Source organism: Roseateles chitinivorans (assembly GCF_002761755.1).
Lineage (GTDB): Bacteria > Pseudomonadota > Gammaproteobacteria > Burkholderiales > Burkholderiaceae_C > Roseateles > Roseateles chitinivorans.
This window is the reverse complement of record NZ_PEOG01000009.1, coordinates 19,656-34,889: the sequence shown is the minus strand read 5'-3', so window position 1 is coordinate 34,889 and position 15,234 is coordinate 19,656. Positions and strand designations below refer to the sequence as shown.

The 15,234-nt window shown below is 71.0% G+C and carries 11 protein-coding genes; 1 reads left to right on the top strand and 10 read right to left on the bottom strand.

Annotated elements, in window-relative coordinates; translation table 11 throughout:
• Nucleotides 1-24: 24 nt before the first annotated feature.
• From CS062_RS03765 to CS062_RS03730, 8 genes are all read right to left on the bottom strand, one after another.
• Nucleotides 25-1,665, bottom strand: coding sequence for a family 43 glycosylhydrolase (locus tag CS062_RS03765; protein ID WP_099860120.1), 1,641 nt, complete (start codon nucleotides 1,663-1,665; stop codon nucleotides 25-27).
• 117 nt (nucleotides 1,666-1,782) lie between these two features.
• Nucleotides 1,783-3,813 carry an autotransporter outer membrane beta-barrel domain-containing protein gene (locus CS062_RS03760; protein WP_233217896.1) on the bottom strand — a complete coding sequence of 677 codons (2,031 nt, stop codon included), beginning with the start codon at nucleotides 3,811-3,813 and terminating at the stop codon, nucleotides 1,783-1,785.
• A 162-nt stretch (nucleotides 3,814-3,975) separates the two neighbouring features.
• Entirely contained in the window at nucleotides 3,976-5,028 is a 1,053-nt protein-coding gene (locus CS062_RS03755) for a LacI family DNA-binding transcriptional regulator (RefSeq protein ID WP_099860118.1), read from the bottom strand.
• On the bottom strand, nucleotides 5,025-6,212 hold the full coding sequence (gene galK, locus CS062_RS03750; RefSeq protein ID WP_099860117.1) for a galactokinase: 1,188 nt from the start codon (nucleotides 6,210-6,212) through the stop codon (nucleotides 5,025-5,027). Before galK ends, CS062_RS03755 begins: the two co-directional genes overlap by 4 nt.
• Before the next feature lie 95 nt (nucleotides 6,213-6,307).
• Nucleotides 6,308-7,387 carry a UDP-glucose--hexose-1-phosphate uridylyltransferase gene (locus CS062_RS03745; RefSeq protein ID WP_099860116.1) on the bottom strand — a complete coding sequence of 360 codons (1,080 nt, stop codon included), beginning with the start codon at nucleotides 7,385-7,387 and terminating at the stop codon, nucleotides 6,308-6,310.
• A gap of 132 nt (nucleotides 7,388-7,519) precedes the next feature.
• On the bottom strand, nucleotides 7,520-8,764 hold the full coding sequence (locus tag CS062_RS03740; protein ID WP_099860115.1) for a DEAD/DEAH box helicase: 1,245 nt from the start codon (nucleotides 8,762-8,764) through the stop codon (nucleotides 7,520-7,522).
• Nucleotides 8,761-10,101 (bottom strand): ATP-dependent RNA helicase DbpA, encoded by a 1,341-nt coding sequence (gene dbpA / locus CS062_RS03735; protein WP_233217905.1) that lies wholly within the window; start codon nucleotides 10,099-10,101, stop codon nucleotides 8,761-8,763. The genes CS062_RS03740 and dbpA overlap by 4 nt, the downstream gene beginning before the upstream one ends.
• A gap of 198 nt (nucleotides 10,102-10,299) precedes the next feature.
• Nucleotides 10,300-10,797: a DUF6265 family protein gene (locus CS062_RS03730; RefSeq protein ID WP_099860113.1), complete on the bottom strand. Its 498-nt coding sequence runs from the start codon at nucleotides 10,795-10,797 to the stop codon at nucleotides 10,300-10,302.
• 113 nt (nucleotides 10,798-10,910) lie between these two features.
• Here CS062_RS03730 and CS062_RS03725 point away from each other — a divergent pair, with 113 nt between their 5' ends.
• Nucleotides 10,911-11,852 carry a LysR family transcriptional regulator gene (locus CS062_RS03725; RefSeq protein WP_099860112.1) on the top strand — a complete coding sequence of 314 codons (942 nt, stop codon included), beginning with the start codon at nucleotides 10,911-10,913 and terminating at the stop codon, nucleotides 11,850-11,852.
• A gap of 91 nt (nucleotides 11,853-11,943) precedes the next feature.
• Here CS062_RS03725 and CS062_RS03715 read toward each other — a convergent pair whose 3' ends face one another.
• On the bottom strand, nucleotides 11,944-13,806 hold the full coding sequence (locus tag CS062_RS03715) for a DUF885 domain-containing protein (RefSeq protein WP_233217895.1): 1,863 nt from the start codon (nucleotides 13,804-13,806) through the stop codon (nucleotides 11,944-11,946).
• Nucleotides 13,807-13,892: 86 nt separating this feature from the next.
• Entirely contained in the window at nucleotides 13,893-15,071 is a 1,179-nt protein-coding gene (locus CS062_RS03710; protein ID WP_099860233.1) for a BaiN/RdsA family NAD(P)/FAD-dependent oxidoreductase, read from the bottom strand.
• Between the last annotated feature and the right edge of the window lie 163 nt (nucleotides 15,072-15,234).

Sequence of the window (15,234 nt, the reverse complement as noted above, 5' to 3'; positions counted from 1 at the left end):
GGGTTTGGAAGTCCGGATGAAGGGTCAGGCGGGAAGCCCGCGGTAGCGGAAGCGGCGGAAGCGCACTTCGCCCTGGCCGGCGCTGAACAGCGCCAGCTTCAGGCTGAGGAAGCCGCCGAAGACGTTGTGATGGAAGCCGGAGACCTCCATCTGCCAGGGGTGTTGCGTCCAGTCCTTGCCGTCGGGCGAGGTGTGGAAGGTGACGACGTTCTCGCGGTTGGTGAGCCGCAGATGCAGCAGGCGCGGCCCGGAGGTCGCTGGCAGCTTCTGCCGCATCCAGCCGATCTCCTGGCCGTAGTTGTAGGTGAGCATCTCCTGCGCGCTCGCGCCGATGCCGGCGAAGCAGCGACCGTCGTAGAAGAGCGCCAGGCCACCGTGGGCGTCGCCGGGGATCTCCATCTCGACGCTCGCCTCGTAGCTGCGGTCGCCGACCAGGCAGGTCAGCGGCGAGCAGTCCGCCAGCGAGCGGCCCTTGGCTTTCAGCACCAGCGCGCGGTCGCGCCGCGAGACGCGCTCGCCGTCCTTGGCGTCGGGCGCGAAGAGCGTCCACTGGACGCCCATGCGATCGGTGTCGAAGTCGTCGGACAGGTCGAAGCCGGCGGGCGAGGGACGGCCGCCGCGCGGCTTGGGCAGCGGACGCGCGAGCGTGCCGCCGCGGGCCTTCAGCCAGCCGTCCTTCGTCCATTCGACGGGCTCGAGCAGCGTCTGGCGGCCGAGCGTGCGCATGCCGTTCTCATAGCCGTGGTAGACCATCCACCAGTCGCCGCCGGGACCTTCGACCACGCTCGCGTGGCCGCGCGACCACCAGGGCTCGTCGGCGCTCCGGGTGCGGACGATCGGGTTGTGGGGCGAGTCCTCCCAGGGGCCGTGGATCGAGCGCGAGCGGGCCAGGGTCACCATGTGGCTGGTCGGCGGGCCGGAGGTGCCGCCGACGGCGGCGATCAGGTAGAACCACTCGCCGCGGCGGAAGATCTTCGGGCCCTCGGGGGCGAACATCTCCACGACCCAGTCCTTGGGGTACTGCCAGGGCGTGTAGGCGGGCTCGAGCTGGCCGATGGTGGACAGGCCGTCGTCGCTGAGGCGGATGCGGCGCACGCCGTTGACGAAGAGGTAGCGCTTGCCGTCCTCGCCGACGGCGTGGCCGGGGTCGATGCAGTCGCCCAGGTGGAGGTCCACTGGATCGCTCCAGGGGCCGCGGATGTCGTCGGCGTGGATGACGTAGATCTTGGAGCCGTTCTCCTGCATCGCGGGGATGTAGATGAAGTAGCGGCCGTCATGCTTGATCAGGTCCATCGCCCAGACAGTGCCGATCGGCTGGCGCAGCGCGGCGGTGATCGGGGCCCAGTTCACCAGGTCCGTCGAGTGCCAGATCACGACGCCCGGGTAGGAGCTGAACGAGGAGAAGGTCAGGTAGTAGTCGCTGCCGTCCTTGAGCAGCGTGGGGTCGGGGCGATCGCCCGGCACGATGGGATTGCGATAGGTGCCGTTGCCGAGGTCGGCCGTGCGCTGGCCTTCGCGGCCGCGTCCGAACGAGGGCGGCCGCGACGACGCGGCGGACGTGGCCGGCGCGGGGCCGGTCGCGGCGGGGGCCGAAGCCGCGAGCCCGGCGCCGGCGACCGAGGCGAGCGCCGCACGGACGGCACCGCGCCTGGTGAGAGTCGACATTCCTTTTGTCTCCTTGCTGGCGGTCGCGTTGAGGCGATCTGATCAGGCCAGTTCGGATGAGGATGTTAGTTCGCGCGATGCACTAATTAACTAGAGCTAACCCGGGGGCGGAGGTGACTACTGCACCGTGACGAAGAAGCTGTTCCCGTCCTGCCCGCCGACCACGGTCGCGCCGCTGCTGACGATCGAGTTGAACGAGCCGCTCACGCCACCCGCGGCATTGATCAGCACGAACCTTTGTCCCTTGGAGACGCCGCCGCTGAAGCTCAGCGACAAGGTGCCGCCGAGCACCGCCGCACCGGCCACGGTGAGGTGGTCATGGTCCACGCCCGGCGTCGAGCCGGCGATGGCGAGCGTCAGCTGACCGTTGGCGCCCTGCTGGAAGCTGCCGCCCAGCGTGAGCTCGCGCTGCCCACCCGTCAGCGCCAACGCGGCGTTGTTGACGACGGAGCCGGTGCCCATCGCGTTCGCGCTGTCCGCCAGCGTCGTGCCGGCGTTGAGCGTGGTCGCACCGCTGTAGCTGTTGTTGCGCAGCGTGAGCGCCGCGGCGCCGTTGTGCGCGAGGCTGCCGCTGCCGCTGATGTTGGACAGCGTGATCGCGGTCGTCGTGTTCTGGACGATGAGCTGGCCGTCGTTGACGATGGCGTTGGTGGCGACGCCATTTGGCGATTCGGCGGTCAGCAGGCTGGCGTCGCCGCTGTAGGTGGCCTGCAGCACCGTCGACTTGCCCCGCGTCGCATGGATCGTGATGTAGCGCAGCGGCACCGGCGTTCCCGTGCCCAGGCGCAGGATCGCGTTGGCACCGATGGTCGTGGTGCCGTTGTAGTTCTGCGGCTGGGCGAAGGTCACGTCGTTGCCGGGCGTCGGCATGATCTTCACGTTGCCGTTGCCCACGGAGCCGTCCCGGTGCGGGCCGCCGCCGCCCCCCGTGATGCCGATGTGCAGCGTCACCGGGCCGTTGTAGTTGAACGCGAGCGTGCCGCTCCGCAGGTTGATGTAGGCGTTCTTCTTGCCCAGCGGCGGATCGACCTCGGCGGGCGAGGGGGCCGACGGCAGGAAGAAGTTGGCATGCGTGCCGTCGCCCCACTGGACCGTGCCCGCGCCGCGTTCGATGTTGATGCCGCGGTAGCTGGCGTCGTTGCCGTTCGGCGCGTTCGCTCCTTCGCGGTAGATCGTCTTGGCGAAGTTCAGTTCGGGATCGCTCAGGCCCGGATTGACCAGGTTCGGCTGGTTGTGCGGACTGTTGTCGGTGTGGCTGTAGACGCCGGACATCACGATCGTCGAGGGGCCGATCGCATGGAAGTTGATGTCGTTGCCGAAGGCGGCTTCGTAGATGTTCTGCGTCACCGTGACGACGCTGCCGGGCGGGCTCCAGACCAGCCAGGATCCCTCGTTCAGGACCGCCTTGGCGTTGGCCAGCGATGCGGCCACATGGTTGCTGCCGAAGTCCTGCCCCACGGAGAGCGACAGCACGCCTGAATAGGTGCTCACCCCGCTCGACGAATTGCCTCCCCAGACGCCGGGCGCTTGCAGGATGCTGCCGCTGCCGCTCACCTGGCCCAGGAGCACGAACTGCGAGCTGCTGATGACGAGGGTCCCGTTGTTCAGGATGTTGTTGAGGTTGATCTCGCCGTTGATCAGGCTCGCGTCGTTCTTGCTGTCGGATGTCGCGATGACGTTGGGCGAGCTGTCGGCGCTGGTGTTGGTGCCGATCTGGAAGGTGACGCCCGGATCGATGGTCAGCACCGGCGGGTTGACGCCGGTGATGGTGAACGCGTAGCCGGCGCCCGGATACGTCTTCTTCGTGACGACCTGAACCTGCCGCGCGACCGGGAGCGTGAAGGTGCTGGTCTTCGTGATGACCAGCGTGCTCGAGGCGGTGGTGGACAGGCGCAGCGTGCCCTGGCCGCTGATGACGCCGGTGTAGGTCGTCGTGCCCGGAGGCAGCTTGATCACCGAGTCGCCGGTGAGGGTGATGTCGCGGTTGGCGAGGACCTCCGCGGTGATGTCGGCCGCCGCGCCGGTGCTGGCATCGTCCACCGCCGATGAGGCGCCGTCGGAACCGCCGCCGCCACAGGCGGAGGTGAGAACGGCACAGCCGACCATCAGGAAATCGCGCCGGCTGGCGCCTTGGAGGAATGAATTCAAGCGGGCTCCCGGGACGGCGCTGCGAAGTGCCGGGCATTCTGTCGCAAGCCCGCCGTGGAGATATCACCGACTCATCACGAGCGGCAACAGACCTGCGGGAACCGGGTCCGCACCGCGGCGAGGGCCGACCCGCCGCCGAGCGGCGACCGGTGTCGCGGGGCCTCAGTCGCCGCTATCCGCGCCGCCGAGGATGCCCTCGCGACGCGGCGCCGACGTCGATGCGCGCACCACCAGCCGAGGCGCTTCGGTCACGCGCATCGGCGGCACATGGTCCGGCGACGCATCGATCTCCGACTGCAGCAGCTGCACCGCCAGCGCCGCCGCTTCCGTCGTGGGCATCGCCACGGTGCTCAGCGGCGGTCGCATCTGGCGCGCCAGCTGGATGTCGGTGACGCCGATCACCGACAGGTCCCCGGGCACTTGCAGGCTCAGCTCCGCCGCAGCCTGCAGCACGCCGACCGCGGGCAGGTCGTTGGTCGCGAAGACCGCTGTCAGCCCGGGCCCGCCTGCCAGCAGCCGGTGCGCCGCATCGCGGCCGCCATCGATCGTGTCGTGGCCGTGGCGCAGGCAGCTCGGCGGCAGCGCCGCGCCGGCCTGTTCCAAGGTGTCCAGGAAACCGCGCAGCCGCCAGCGGTGGTTGCCGCCGGGCTCCCCGCCGCAGACGACGCCGATGCGCCGGTGGCCCAGTCGCAGCAGGTGCTCCGCCGCGAGCACGCCGGCCTGGTACAGGTCCACCGCCACGCAGGGCAGCGGCGGCGGCTCCTGCGGCCGCTCCCACATGCACAGCACCACGGGCACGCCGCGGCGGCGCAGGTCCTGCAGCGCATCCAGCTGCACGAAGTCCGCGTTCATCACGATCACGCCCTGCGCCAGCGCGCCGCCGATCGCGTCGAGGTAGGCCCGTTCCTGCGCCGGATCCTCGTTGGTGTTGCACACCAGCAGGAAGTAGCCCAGCTTGCGCGCCGCGCGTTCGACCTCGAGCGCGAACTCGGGATAGAACGGGTTGGCGATGCTGCTGACCAGCAGCGCCATCGTGTGGGGCTTGCCTTCCACCAGCGCGCGCGCCATCAGGTTGGGCCGGTAGCCCAGTCGCTCGACCGCTTCGAGCACGCGCTGGCGGGTCTCCTCGCCGACCTTGCCCCGGTTGCGCAGCACGTTGGAGACGGTGGCCGCGGTGACGCCCGCAGCCCGCGCCACTTCGACGAGGGTGGTCATCCCGACACCGCTGCTGGGCCCGCCTCGGCGCCCGGACCCGCCTCACAGAGGTAGACCAGCGCCGGCAGCCCCTCGGGCGAGCGGTAGCCCTGCTCCAGCGCCTGGACGGCCGTCGGCACCAGCGCCCGCGGCAGCAGCGCGATCACGCAGCCGCCGAAGCCGCCACCGGTCATGCGCGCGCCGCCCGTGTCGCCGATGACGTCCTGCAACAGCGCCGCGAGCTGGTCGACGGCCGGCACGGTGATCTCGAAGTCGTCCCGCATCGAGGCGTGGGACTGCTTCATCAGCAGGCCCAGCTGACGCATGTCGCCCGCGCGCAGCGCATGCGTCGCGGCGATCACCCGCTCGTTCTCGGTGACGATGTGGCGGCCGCGGCGGAAGGTCTTGTCGTCCAGGTCGGCGGCTTCCAGCTGCGCCAGCGTCGCGTCGCGCAGCGCCTTCGCGCCGACGCCCGCGGCGGCGGCCTCGCACTGGCGACGGCGCTCGTTGTAGGCGCTGTCGACCAGGCCGCGCCGCACCCGCGAGTGCGCGATCAGCAGCGCGGTGCCCGCGGGCAGCGGCACCGGCTCGGTGTCCAGCGAGCGGCAGTCGATCAGCAGCGCGTGACCCGCGCGGCCCTCCGCGCTGGCCAGCTGGTCCATGATCCCGCACTGGCAGCCGACGAAACGGTTCTCCGCCTGCTGCGCCAGGCGCGCCAGGCGCTTGCCGTCGAGGCGGGTGTCGCCCGCCAGGCGCTGCGCCGCGCGCAGCAGCGCCAGCGCCAGCGAGGCGGAGCTGCTCAGGCCCGCGCCCATCGGCACATCGCCGGCGATGACGAGGTTCATGCCGGCCAGCGTCGGCAGTTCGGCGGCGAGCTGCGCCAGCGTGCCGCGCACATGGTCGCGCCAGCCGCCGCCAGGGAAATGCGGCGGCTCGGCGCTGAGGGCGAAGCGGTCGTCGGCCTGCTGCTCGTCGAGCGCCAGCGCGTCCACCTGGCCGTCCTCGCGCGGCCCCGCCGCGACCCAGGTGTCGCGATCGATCGCCACCGGCAGCACGAAGCCGTCGTTGTAGTCGGTGTGCTCGCCGATCAGGTTGACCCGGCCGGGCGCGCGCGCGAGCACCGTCGGCGCGACGCCGTGGCGCTCGGTGAAGGCGCGCACGGCGGCGAGCGCGGTGGGCGGGAGGGCGGTCGATGCAGAGGTCATGGCAAGCGGTGGAAGCGGAGGGACGCCGGTCGGCCGAGGTCTCCGGTCAATCGGCGTCGGGGTGGAAGGGGCGATCGTCGCCGCGCGGGAGCGCCTCAGCGCTGGCGATAGTGGGTGGACGGCTGCTCGCGCAGGCGCGCGGCGGCCTGCTCGGGCGTGAGGTCGCGCTGCGCTTCGGCCAGCATCTCGAAGCCGACCATGAACTTGCGCACCGTCGCGCTGCGCAATAGCGGCGGGTGGAAGTGCGCATGCAGCTGCCAATGCGGAGCCGGCTCGGCCTGGGGGCCCGTGGGGGCGCCGTGCCAGCCCATCGAGTACGGGAAGCTGCACTGGAACAGGTTGTCGTAGCGAATCGTCAGCGCGCGCACGATGGCCGCGAGGCTGGCCTGCTGCGACGCGCCCAGCTGGTCCATCCGCTGCACCGCGAAGCGCGGCAGCAGCAGCGTCTCGAACGGCCATTCGGCCCAGTAGGGCACCAGCGCGAGCCAGTCGTCGTTCTGCACGACCACGCGCTCGCCGTCGGCCTCCGCCCGGGCGACCGCCAGCAGCATCGGTTCGCCCTGGGCGGCCAGCCACTCGCGCTGCAGGCGGTCCTCGCGCGCCGGCAGGTCGGGCACGAAGTCGCTGGCCCAGACCTGGCCATGCGGATGCGGGTTGGAGCACCCCATCATCGCGCCCTTGTTCTCGAAGACCTGGACCCAGCGCCAGCGCTCGCCGAGTTCGCGGGTCTGCGCTGCCCAGCAGCCGACGACGTCGCGCAACGCGGCCTCGTCGAGCTCGGGCAGGCTGCGGCCGTGGTCGGGAGAGAAGCAGATCACCCGGCTCGTGCCGCGCGCCGGCTCGGCCTGGAACAGGCCGGCGGCCGCCACCGGCGCGCCGCCCGTGTCCGGCGCCGGCACATCGGCCATCAGCGCGGGGAAGTCGTTGTCGAAGACGAAGGTGCCGGTGTAGGGCGGGTTGACCTCGCCATTGATGCGCGTGTTGCCGGCGCACAGGTAGCAGCCGGGGTCATGCGAGGCGCGCACCTCCAGGTCCGGGTTTTCGGTCTGGCCCTGCCAGGGGCGCAGGCTGCGCTGTGGCGACACGAGCACCCATTTGCCGACCAGCGGATTGAAGCGGCGATGCGAGTGGCGGTTGCGGTCGAAGGCCGCGGTGACATCGGAAGGAGTGAGCATCGAAGGCGGACAGGCAGCGGAGAAGGTGAATCTGAATGGCGTAGGTTAATCGATTAACCTGGGCGCTAGTGTCCGCGATGGCCTCGCCCTGAAGGCGAGGGGTTTCCCGATCCCCGCGCCAGGGCGAGGGCGTCAGCCGCCGCGCTCTGCCGCTGCCGCCGCGGCGCGGAGCTTGTCCTTCTTGCTCGGCCGCCGGCCCTTGATGCCGCCGGTCGCCGCGTCCGGCGGCGCGGTCTCCGTCGGCTCGAAGCCGGCGATGCGCTCACGCGCGACGCGGCGTCCCTGGCGTTTCTCGATCAGGCGGAAGTGCGCTTCCGTCGCGGCGCTGATGAAGCTCACCGCCAGGCCGTTCTCGCCGGCGCGCGCGGTGCGGCCGATGCGATGGGTGTAGTCGGCAGCGGCGCGCGGCAGGTCGTAGTTCACGACGACCGGCAGCCGCGCGATGTCGATGCCGCGTGCGCCCAGGTCGGTGGCCACCAGCACCCGCAGACGGCCGGCCTTGAAATCGGCGAGCGTGCGCGTGCGCGCGCCCTGGCTGGCGTCGCCATGGAAGGCGGCGGCCTCCAGGCCGGCCCGGCGCAGCTTGTCGGCCACATGGTCGCAGGCATAGCGGGTGGCGACGAAGACGAGCACCCGCGACCACCCGCCGCGCTCGATCATGTGGCGCAGCAGCGGCGTGCGCCGCGCGGCGTCGACCTCGACCGCATGCTCCTCGATCTGCCCCTCGGTGGCCGGTTCACCGCTGACCTCGACCCGCACCGGGTCGTGCAGCAGCTGTGTCGTCAGCGCCTGCACCGCGGCCGGGAAGGTCGCGGAGAACAGCAGGTTCTGCCGGCGGCGCGGCAGCAGCGCCAGCACCTGCGCCAGTTCGTCGGCGAAGCCGGCGTCGAGCAGCCGGTCGGCCTCGTCGAGCACCAGGCACTCGACATCGCCGAGCTTGAGCGCGTTCTTCGCGACCACGTCGAGCAGCCGGCCCGGCGTCGCCACGACGATGTCGGCGCCGCCGCGCAGCGCCATCATCTGCGGATTGATCGACACGCCGCCGACCAGCACCGACACCTTGACCGGCTCGCGGAGGAAGCGCCCGACCTGGATCACGGTCTCGCCGACCTGCACGGCCAGCTCGCGGGTGGGCACCAGCACCAGCACCTGTGCGCGGCGCAGCGCGGGGCGCACGCCGGCGTCGAGGCGCTGCAGCACCGGGAAGACATAGGCGGCCGTCTTGCCGGAGCCGGTGGCGGCGCTGCCCAGCAGGTCGCGGCCGGCCAGGATCGGCGCGATCGCGGCGGCCTGGATCGGCGTGGGCTGCTCGAAGCCCAGCTCCTCCGCGGCGCGCAACAGCGCGGGCGAGAGCCCGAGGTCGACGAAGCGGCTCACAGGCGCCTCACCTTCACCGACTTGCCCTTCACCCTGCCGGCATTCAGCCCGCGCAGCGCCTGATCCGCCAGTTCGGGTTCGATGGCCACGTAGGTGGAGAACTCGTTGACGTTGATCTTGCCGATGCGGGCGCCATCGAATCCGAGGTCCTTGGTCAGCGCGCCCAGCACGTCGCCAGGGCGGATCTTCTCCTTGCGACCGCCGAGGATCTGCAGCGTGACCATCGGGGGTCGCAGCGGCTGGCCGCCCGCGGTCGCGGTCAGCTCGGACAGCGGGTACCAGGGGCTGATGCTGCCCTGCATCTGGTCGATGCGGCCGACGCGGCCCATCTCGTCCAGGCTGGCGAGGCTGAAGGCCCAGCCGGCCTCGTCGGCGCGGCCGGTGCGACCGATGCGGTGCACATGCACCTCGGGATCGGGCGTGATGTCGACGTTGATCACCGCCTCGAGCTGCGCGATGTCCAGGCCGCGCGCGGCCACGTCGGTCGCCACCAGCACGCTGCAGCTGCGGTTGGCGAAGCGCACCAGCACCTGGTCGCGCTCACGCTGTTCCAGGTCCCCGTGCAGCTCCAGCGCGACGATGCCCTGCGCCTGCAGCACGGCCACGAGATCGCGGCACTGCTGCTTGGTGTTGCAGAACGCCAGCGTGCTGGCCGGCCGGAAGTGGTTGAGCAGCAGGCCGACGGCATGCAGCCGTTCGGCCTCGGTCACCTCGTAGAAGCGCTGGCGGATCTTGTTGGCCGCATGGCGCTCGGTCAGGGTGACCGACTTCGGGTCGCGCATGAAGCGCCCGGCCAGCGCGGCCACGCCGTCGGGGTAGGTGGCCGAGAACAGCAGCGTCTGGCGCTGCTTCGGGCAATGGGCGACCACCTGGGCGATGTCCTCGGCGAAGCCCATGTCCAGCATGCGGTCGGCCTCGTCCAGCACCAGCGTGTTCAGCGCCTCCAGCGACAGCGTCTCGCGCTGCAGGTGATCGAGGATGCGGCCCGGCGTGCCGACGACGATGTGGGCGCCATGCGCCAGGCTGGCGAGCTGCGTGCGGATCGGCACGCCGCCGCACAGGGTCAGCGTCTTGATGTTGTCCTCGGCGCGCGCCAGGCGGCGGATCTCCTGGGTGACCTGGTCGGCGAGCTCGCGCGTCGGGCACAGCACCAGCGCCTGGACGGCGAAGCGGCGCGGATTCAAGTTAGTCAGCAGCGGCAGCGAGAACGCCGCGGTCTTGCCGCTGCCGGTCTTGGCCTGCGCGATCAGGTCGTGCCCGCCCAGCGTCAGCGGCAGGCTTTCCGCCTGGATCGGCGTCATCGAGAGGTAGCCGAGCTGGCGCAGGTTGGCCAGCATGGCGGGAGGGAGCGGCAGGCGGTCGAAGGCAGTGGCCTCGGACGCGGGCGTCGGCGCCGCCGGGGCGGCGGAGCCGGAGGGATCGGTGCGGGTCATGCGCGATTGTCGGCGATCCGGGCGCCGGGCCTCCGGCCCGCCTCCCGGCGAATCGACGATGAAGTCGCGTTTCAGGCCCGAATGGCGGCAGCGAGCCGGGCGTCAGGGTGCGGGCCTCGGCCCCTCGCAGGCGACGCGCTGCATCGGGAAGTCGATGCCGCGTGATGCGCCGTTGCGCGTGCCCTCGATGCGGGCGGCGAGTCCGGAGTCGCCGACGGCGCGGTAGATCACCCGCTGCGGGAAGTCGTGCGCCGGGTTCTCGAAGGTCACGGCGCGTTCGCCGATCGAGGTGGCCACGAAGGTCGCCTCCTTCTGCCGCGACGGCTGCGCGATGAAGACCGGCCGGCCCTCGGCGTCGAGGCGGATCTGCATGAACTCGTGCTCGACGGTGCGGCCGTTCCTGACCGTGCGGCCGATGCCCAGCATCGTGCCGCCGGCCAGCGGCAGCCAATGCTCCACCGAGCCGGCTTCTCCCTTTTCGGCGGCCCAGCAGCCGGCCAGCCAGCTGAGCCGTTCGAGCTGGGCGTCCTCGGCGCGGACGGCGGCGGGAGCGAGTGCGACGGACAGCAGGGCAATCGCGGTGGCGAGGCGAGGGCGCATGGCAGGGTCTCCGGAGGGCGATGCGCGAATCTACCGCCGGGGCCGCGCCGACGCCAGGCGGCCGCGAAGAGAATGCGCCGGATCTCGCCAACAGCAATCAAGGTGGCTCGACGATGGACCGATTCGATGCGCTGCTCGCCTTCGCCCGCGTGGTGGAGGCCGGCAGCTTCACCAAGGCGGCGCAGACGCTGCACTTGAGCAAGACCACCGTGACGCAGCTGGTTCAGCAGCTCGAGGCGCGCTTGCGGGTCAAGCTGCTGCACCGCACGACCCGGCAGGTGCGGGTGACACCGGACGGCGCCGCGTACTACGAGCGGGTCGTGCGCGTGCTCGCCGACCTGGACGACGCGGACACGGCCTTGTCCAGCGCCACCGCGTCGCCGCGCGGACGGCTGCGGGTCGACGTGCCGACGCCCTTCGCGCGGCTGGTCCTGATGCCGGCGCTGCCGGAGTTCCATGCGCGTCATCCGGAGATCCAGCTCGACATGGGCGTCAGCGACCGCATCGTCGACCTCATCGGCGACAACGTCGACGCGGTGCTGCGCGGTGGCGAAGTCACCGTGCCCTCGCTGATCGCGCGACGCATCGGCGAGCTGCCGCTGGGCGTGTATGCCGCGCCGTCCTACCTCGACGCGACCGGCAGGCCCGCGCATCCCCGCGACATCGAGGCGGACCCGCAGCGCATCGTCGGCTTCCTGCGCGCCAGCACGGGACGGATCGCGCCGATCGAGATGCGGCGCGGGGAGGAGTCGGTGGAGGTGCGCGGCCGCTACGTCGTCGCGGCCGACGACGGCAACGCCTATCTGGCGGCCGGGCTCGCCGGCATGGGCGTGCTCTGGTTGCCTCGCTACATGGCCGAGCCGCATGCGGCGCGCGGCGAACTGGTGCCGCTGCTCGAGGACTGGACGATGGCGCCGATGCCGATGTACCTCGCCTATCCGCCCAACCGCAATGTCAGTGCCAAGCTGCGCGTGTTCATCGACTGGGTCGACGAGCTGATGCGTCGCCACGCGCCCTGGATCGTGCCGGCGGCACCGGGACACGACGCAGAGTGAAGAGCGAGGCCTCGGCCTCGCGGGCGGCGGCGGCCGCCGCACGGGATCGCGGCGCGCAGCGATGCGTGCTCGCCGCTTCGCTGCCGGCGCCTCAGGGCGCCGCGGCCGCCGGGGACCTGCCGGCCACGCGCTGTGTGCCGACCCAGTCATCGACCACCTGCTCGAGCACGGTCAGCGGCACGTCCCCAGTCAGCAGCACGGTGTTGTGGAACTGCTTGATGTCGAAGCGCTCGCCGAGCTGCTGGCGGGCGCGCTCGCGCAGCGCCTCGATCCGCAGCCGGCCCAGCATGTAGGCGCAGGCCTGGCCGGGCCAGGTGACGTAGCGGTCGACTTCCTGCGGAGTGATGCCGTAGTCGATGGCCTGCTGGCGGGTCCACTTCATCGCGTGCAGGCCGGTATCGACGACCAGGCGGCGGGCGCGGAAGAGCGCCCCATACAGCTGGCCGAGATGGCCGACCGGATCGCCCTCGTACCAGCCGTTTTCGACGGCCAGCTGCTCCGCGTACAACGCCCAGCCCTCCACGTAGGCCGAGCCGGCCGAGAACGCGGCGCGGCGGCGGAAGTAGGGCAGGTCCTTCGCTTCCATCTGGATCGCGAGCTGGAAGTGGTGGCCCGGGATCGCCTCGTGGTGCACCAGGGTCCGCATGTCCGCGATGTCGTAGGTGGGGCCGGCCAGCGGCGCCCAGAACACGCCGGGCTGGGAGCCGTCGGGCGCCGGGGTCGTGTAGTGGGCGGCGGCGGTGGGCTCGGTCAGCGCGGGCTCGCGGCGCACCTCGACGGGCGCCTTCGGCATCACGTCGAACAGCAGCCGGGCACGCGTCTCGGCATCGCGCAGGTAGGTGGTGTAGCGGTCCAGCAGCTGAACCTGCGGGGCGGCGTCCTTGGGCTGGCGGTCGGCGTCCATCTTGCGATAGCGCTGCTCGATGCTGCCCTCGGTGTAGCCGAGCTGACGCAGCAGGCCGTCCATCTCGGCCTCGATGCGGGCGACCTGCTTCAGGCCGATCGCGTGGATCTCGGCCGGTGTGAGCTCGGTCGTCGTGTTGGCGCGCAGCCGCGCCGCATAGAACCGGTCGCCATCGGGCAGGCGCCACACGCCAGCGTCGTCGGTGGTCAGCGGCAGCTGCGAGCGCATCAGCGCGAGTCCGCGCTTCCACGCCGGCACGATGGACTTCGCCACGATGGCCTCGGCCCGCGCGCGGGCGCGCTTGCGGGCGCCGGCATCCATGTCGCCCAGGGAGGCCATGCGGTCCGCCAGCGACACCACCAGCGGGTTGTCTGCCGGCCGCGGCGCCACGAACTGCTCGATCTGGCCGATGGTGGTCGCGGTGATGAAGCGCGGCATCAGCACGCCCTTGGCCTGCGCGGCGCGGGCGCGGACGATGCCCTGGTCCATCAGCGCGGCCAGGCCGTCCATGCGCTTGAGGTAGCTGCGCACGTCGCCGGCGTTGCGCATCGGGTGTTCCTGCACGAGGAAGGTGATCGGGCCGACGTGCACGCCGGCCATGTGCTCGAAGACGTAGGGATGGTCGAGGAACTCGGCTTCGGCGACGTCCTGCCGCATCGTCCAGGCCATCAGCGCGGCGGAGGTGCGCTGTGTCGGCGACAGCGCCTCGCGCGGGAAGCGCGCCAGCTCGGCCAGGGCCTGGCGGTCGCGGGCGATGCCCGCGAGCTGGTCCTCGCGCGAGAGCGAGTCCCACTGCCCGTCGAGACGGGCCTGGACCTCGCCCTGGAAGTACTGCATGCGGGTGGCGTGCTCCGGCGCGTGCGACATGCGTTCGGCGGCGACGCGTTCGGCCCAGGCGTCGAAGTCGGCGGCGGTGAAGGCAGTCGAGGCGGCGGCCGGAGCGGCCAGGGCGCTCATCGCCGGCGCGGCCAGCAGGCCGCCCAGTCCGGCCGCGAGCAGGCTGCGGCGGCGCACGGCAGACGCGGCGCCGGATCGGATCGTCTTGGTCATTTGATCTCCCTGGTCGACGAAGCGTCGATTGGAACGGCCGGCAGGGTAACCGGCTATTCGTCACTCCCGGGTGTCAGGGCGTGTCTCTACACGTACTGCGCCGCCGCATGCGCCGAAGCCCACGCCCACTGGAAGTTGAAGCCGCCCAGGTGGCCGGTGACGTCCAGGACTTCGCCGATGAAGTACAGGCCCGGCGACTTGAGCGACTCCATGGTCTTGGACGACACCTCCTTGGTGTCGACGCCGCCCAGCGTGACTTCCGCGGTGCGGTAGCCCTCGGTGCCCGCCGGCACCACCTGCCAGGCCGAGAGGCGCTGCGCGATCTGCTCCAGCTCCGCGTGGGTGTACTGCTTGATCGGCTTGGAGACGAACCACTGCTCGGCGATCAACGTGGCCATCTTCTTGGTGAACAGCTCGGCCAGCAGCGTCCTGAGCTCGGCATTGGGCCGGTCGTTGCGTTGCTGCGCGAGCCAGGCCGGGACGTCCAGGTCCGGCAGCAGGTTGATCTCCACCGCCTGGCCCGGCAGCCAGTAGGACGAGATCTGCAGGATCGCCGGCCCGCTCAGGCCGCGGTGCGTGAACAGGATGTTCTCGCGGAAGCTCTTGCCGTTGCAGCTCACCAGGCAGTCGACCGAGGTGCCGCTGAGCTCGTTGCACAGGTCCTTCAGCTGGTCGGTGATGGTGAACGGCACCAGCCCGGCGCGCGTCGGCAGCAGGTTGTGGCCGAACTGCCGCGCCACCTGGTATCCGAAACCGGTCGCGCCCATGGTCGGGATCGACAGGCCGCCCGTGGCGATCACCAGCGACTGGCAGCGCATCGGGCCCGCGGAGGTCTCGAGCCGGTAGCCGGCGTCGGTCTTCTCGATCCGGTCGACCGAGGTCTCCAGCATCGGCTTGACGCCGACGGCCTCGCACTCGGCGAGCAGCATGCGCAGGATATCGATCGACTTGTTGTCGCAGAACAGCTGGCCCAGCTTCTTCTCGTGGTGCGGGATCTGATGCTTGTTGACCAGCGCGATGAAATCCCACTGCGTGTAGCGCGCCAGCGCCGACTTGCAGAAGTGGGGGTTCTGCGAGAGGAAATTGGCCGGCTCGGTGTAGAGGTTGGTGAAGTTGCAGTTGCCGCCGCCGGACATCAGGATCTTCTTGCCGGCCTTGTTGGCATGGTCCACCAGCAGCACTCGGCGCCCGCGCTGCCCCGCCAGCGCGGCGCACATCAGCCCGGCGGCACCCGCGCCAATGATCACGACATCGGTGTCCCGCACGTCCTGCACAACTGCTTCCCTTCGACCTGTGAATCGCTGCCCGGCGGCGCGCGGAGGGCGCATCGCGACGGGCGCGGGAGCTTAACGCATCCCGCCGCCGACCCCGCCGTCGCCATGCCGGATCCGAATAGCAGCTAGTCCTGGCCATACCTAGGACGATGGA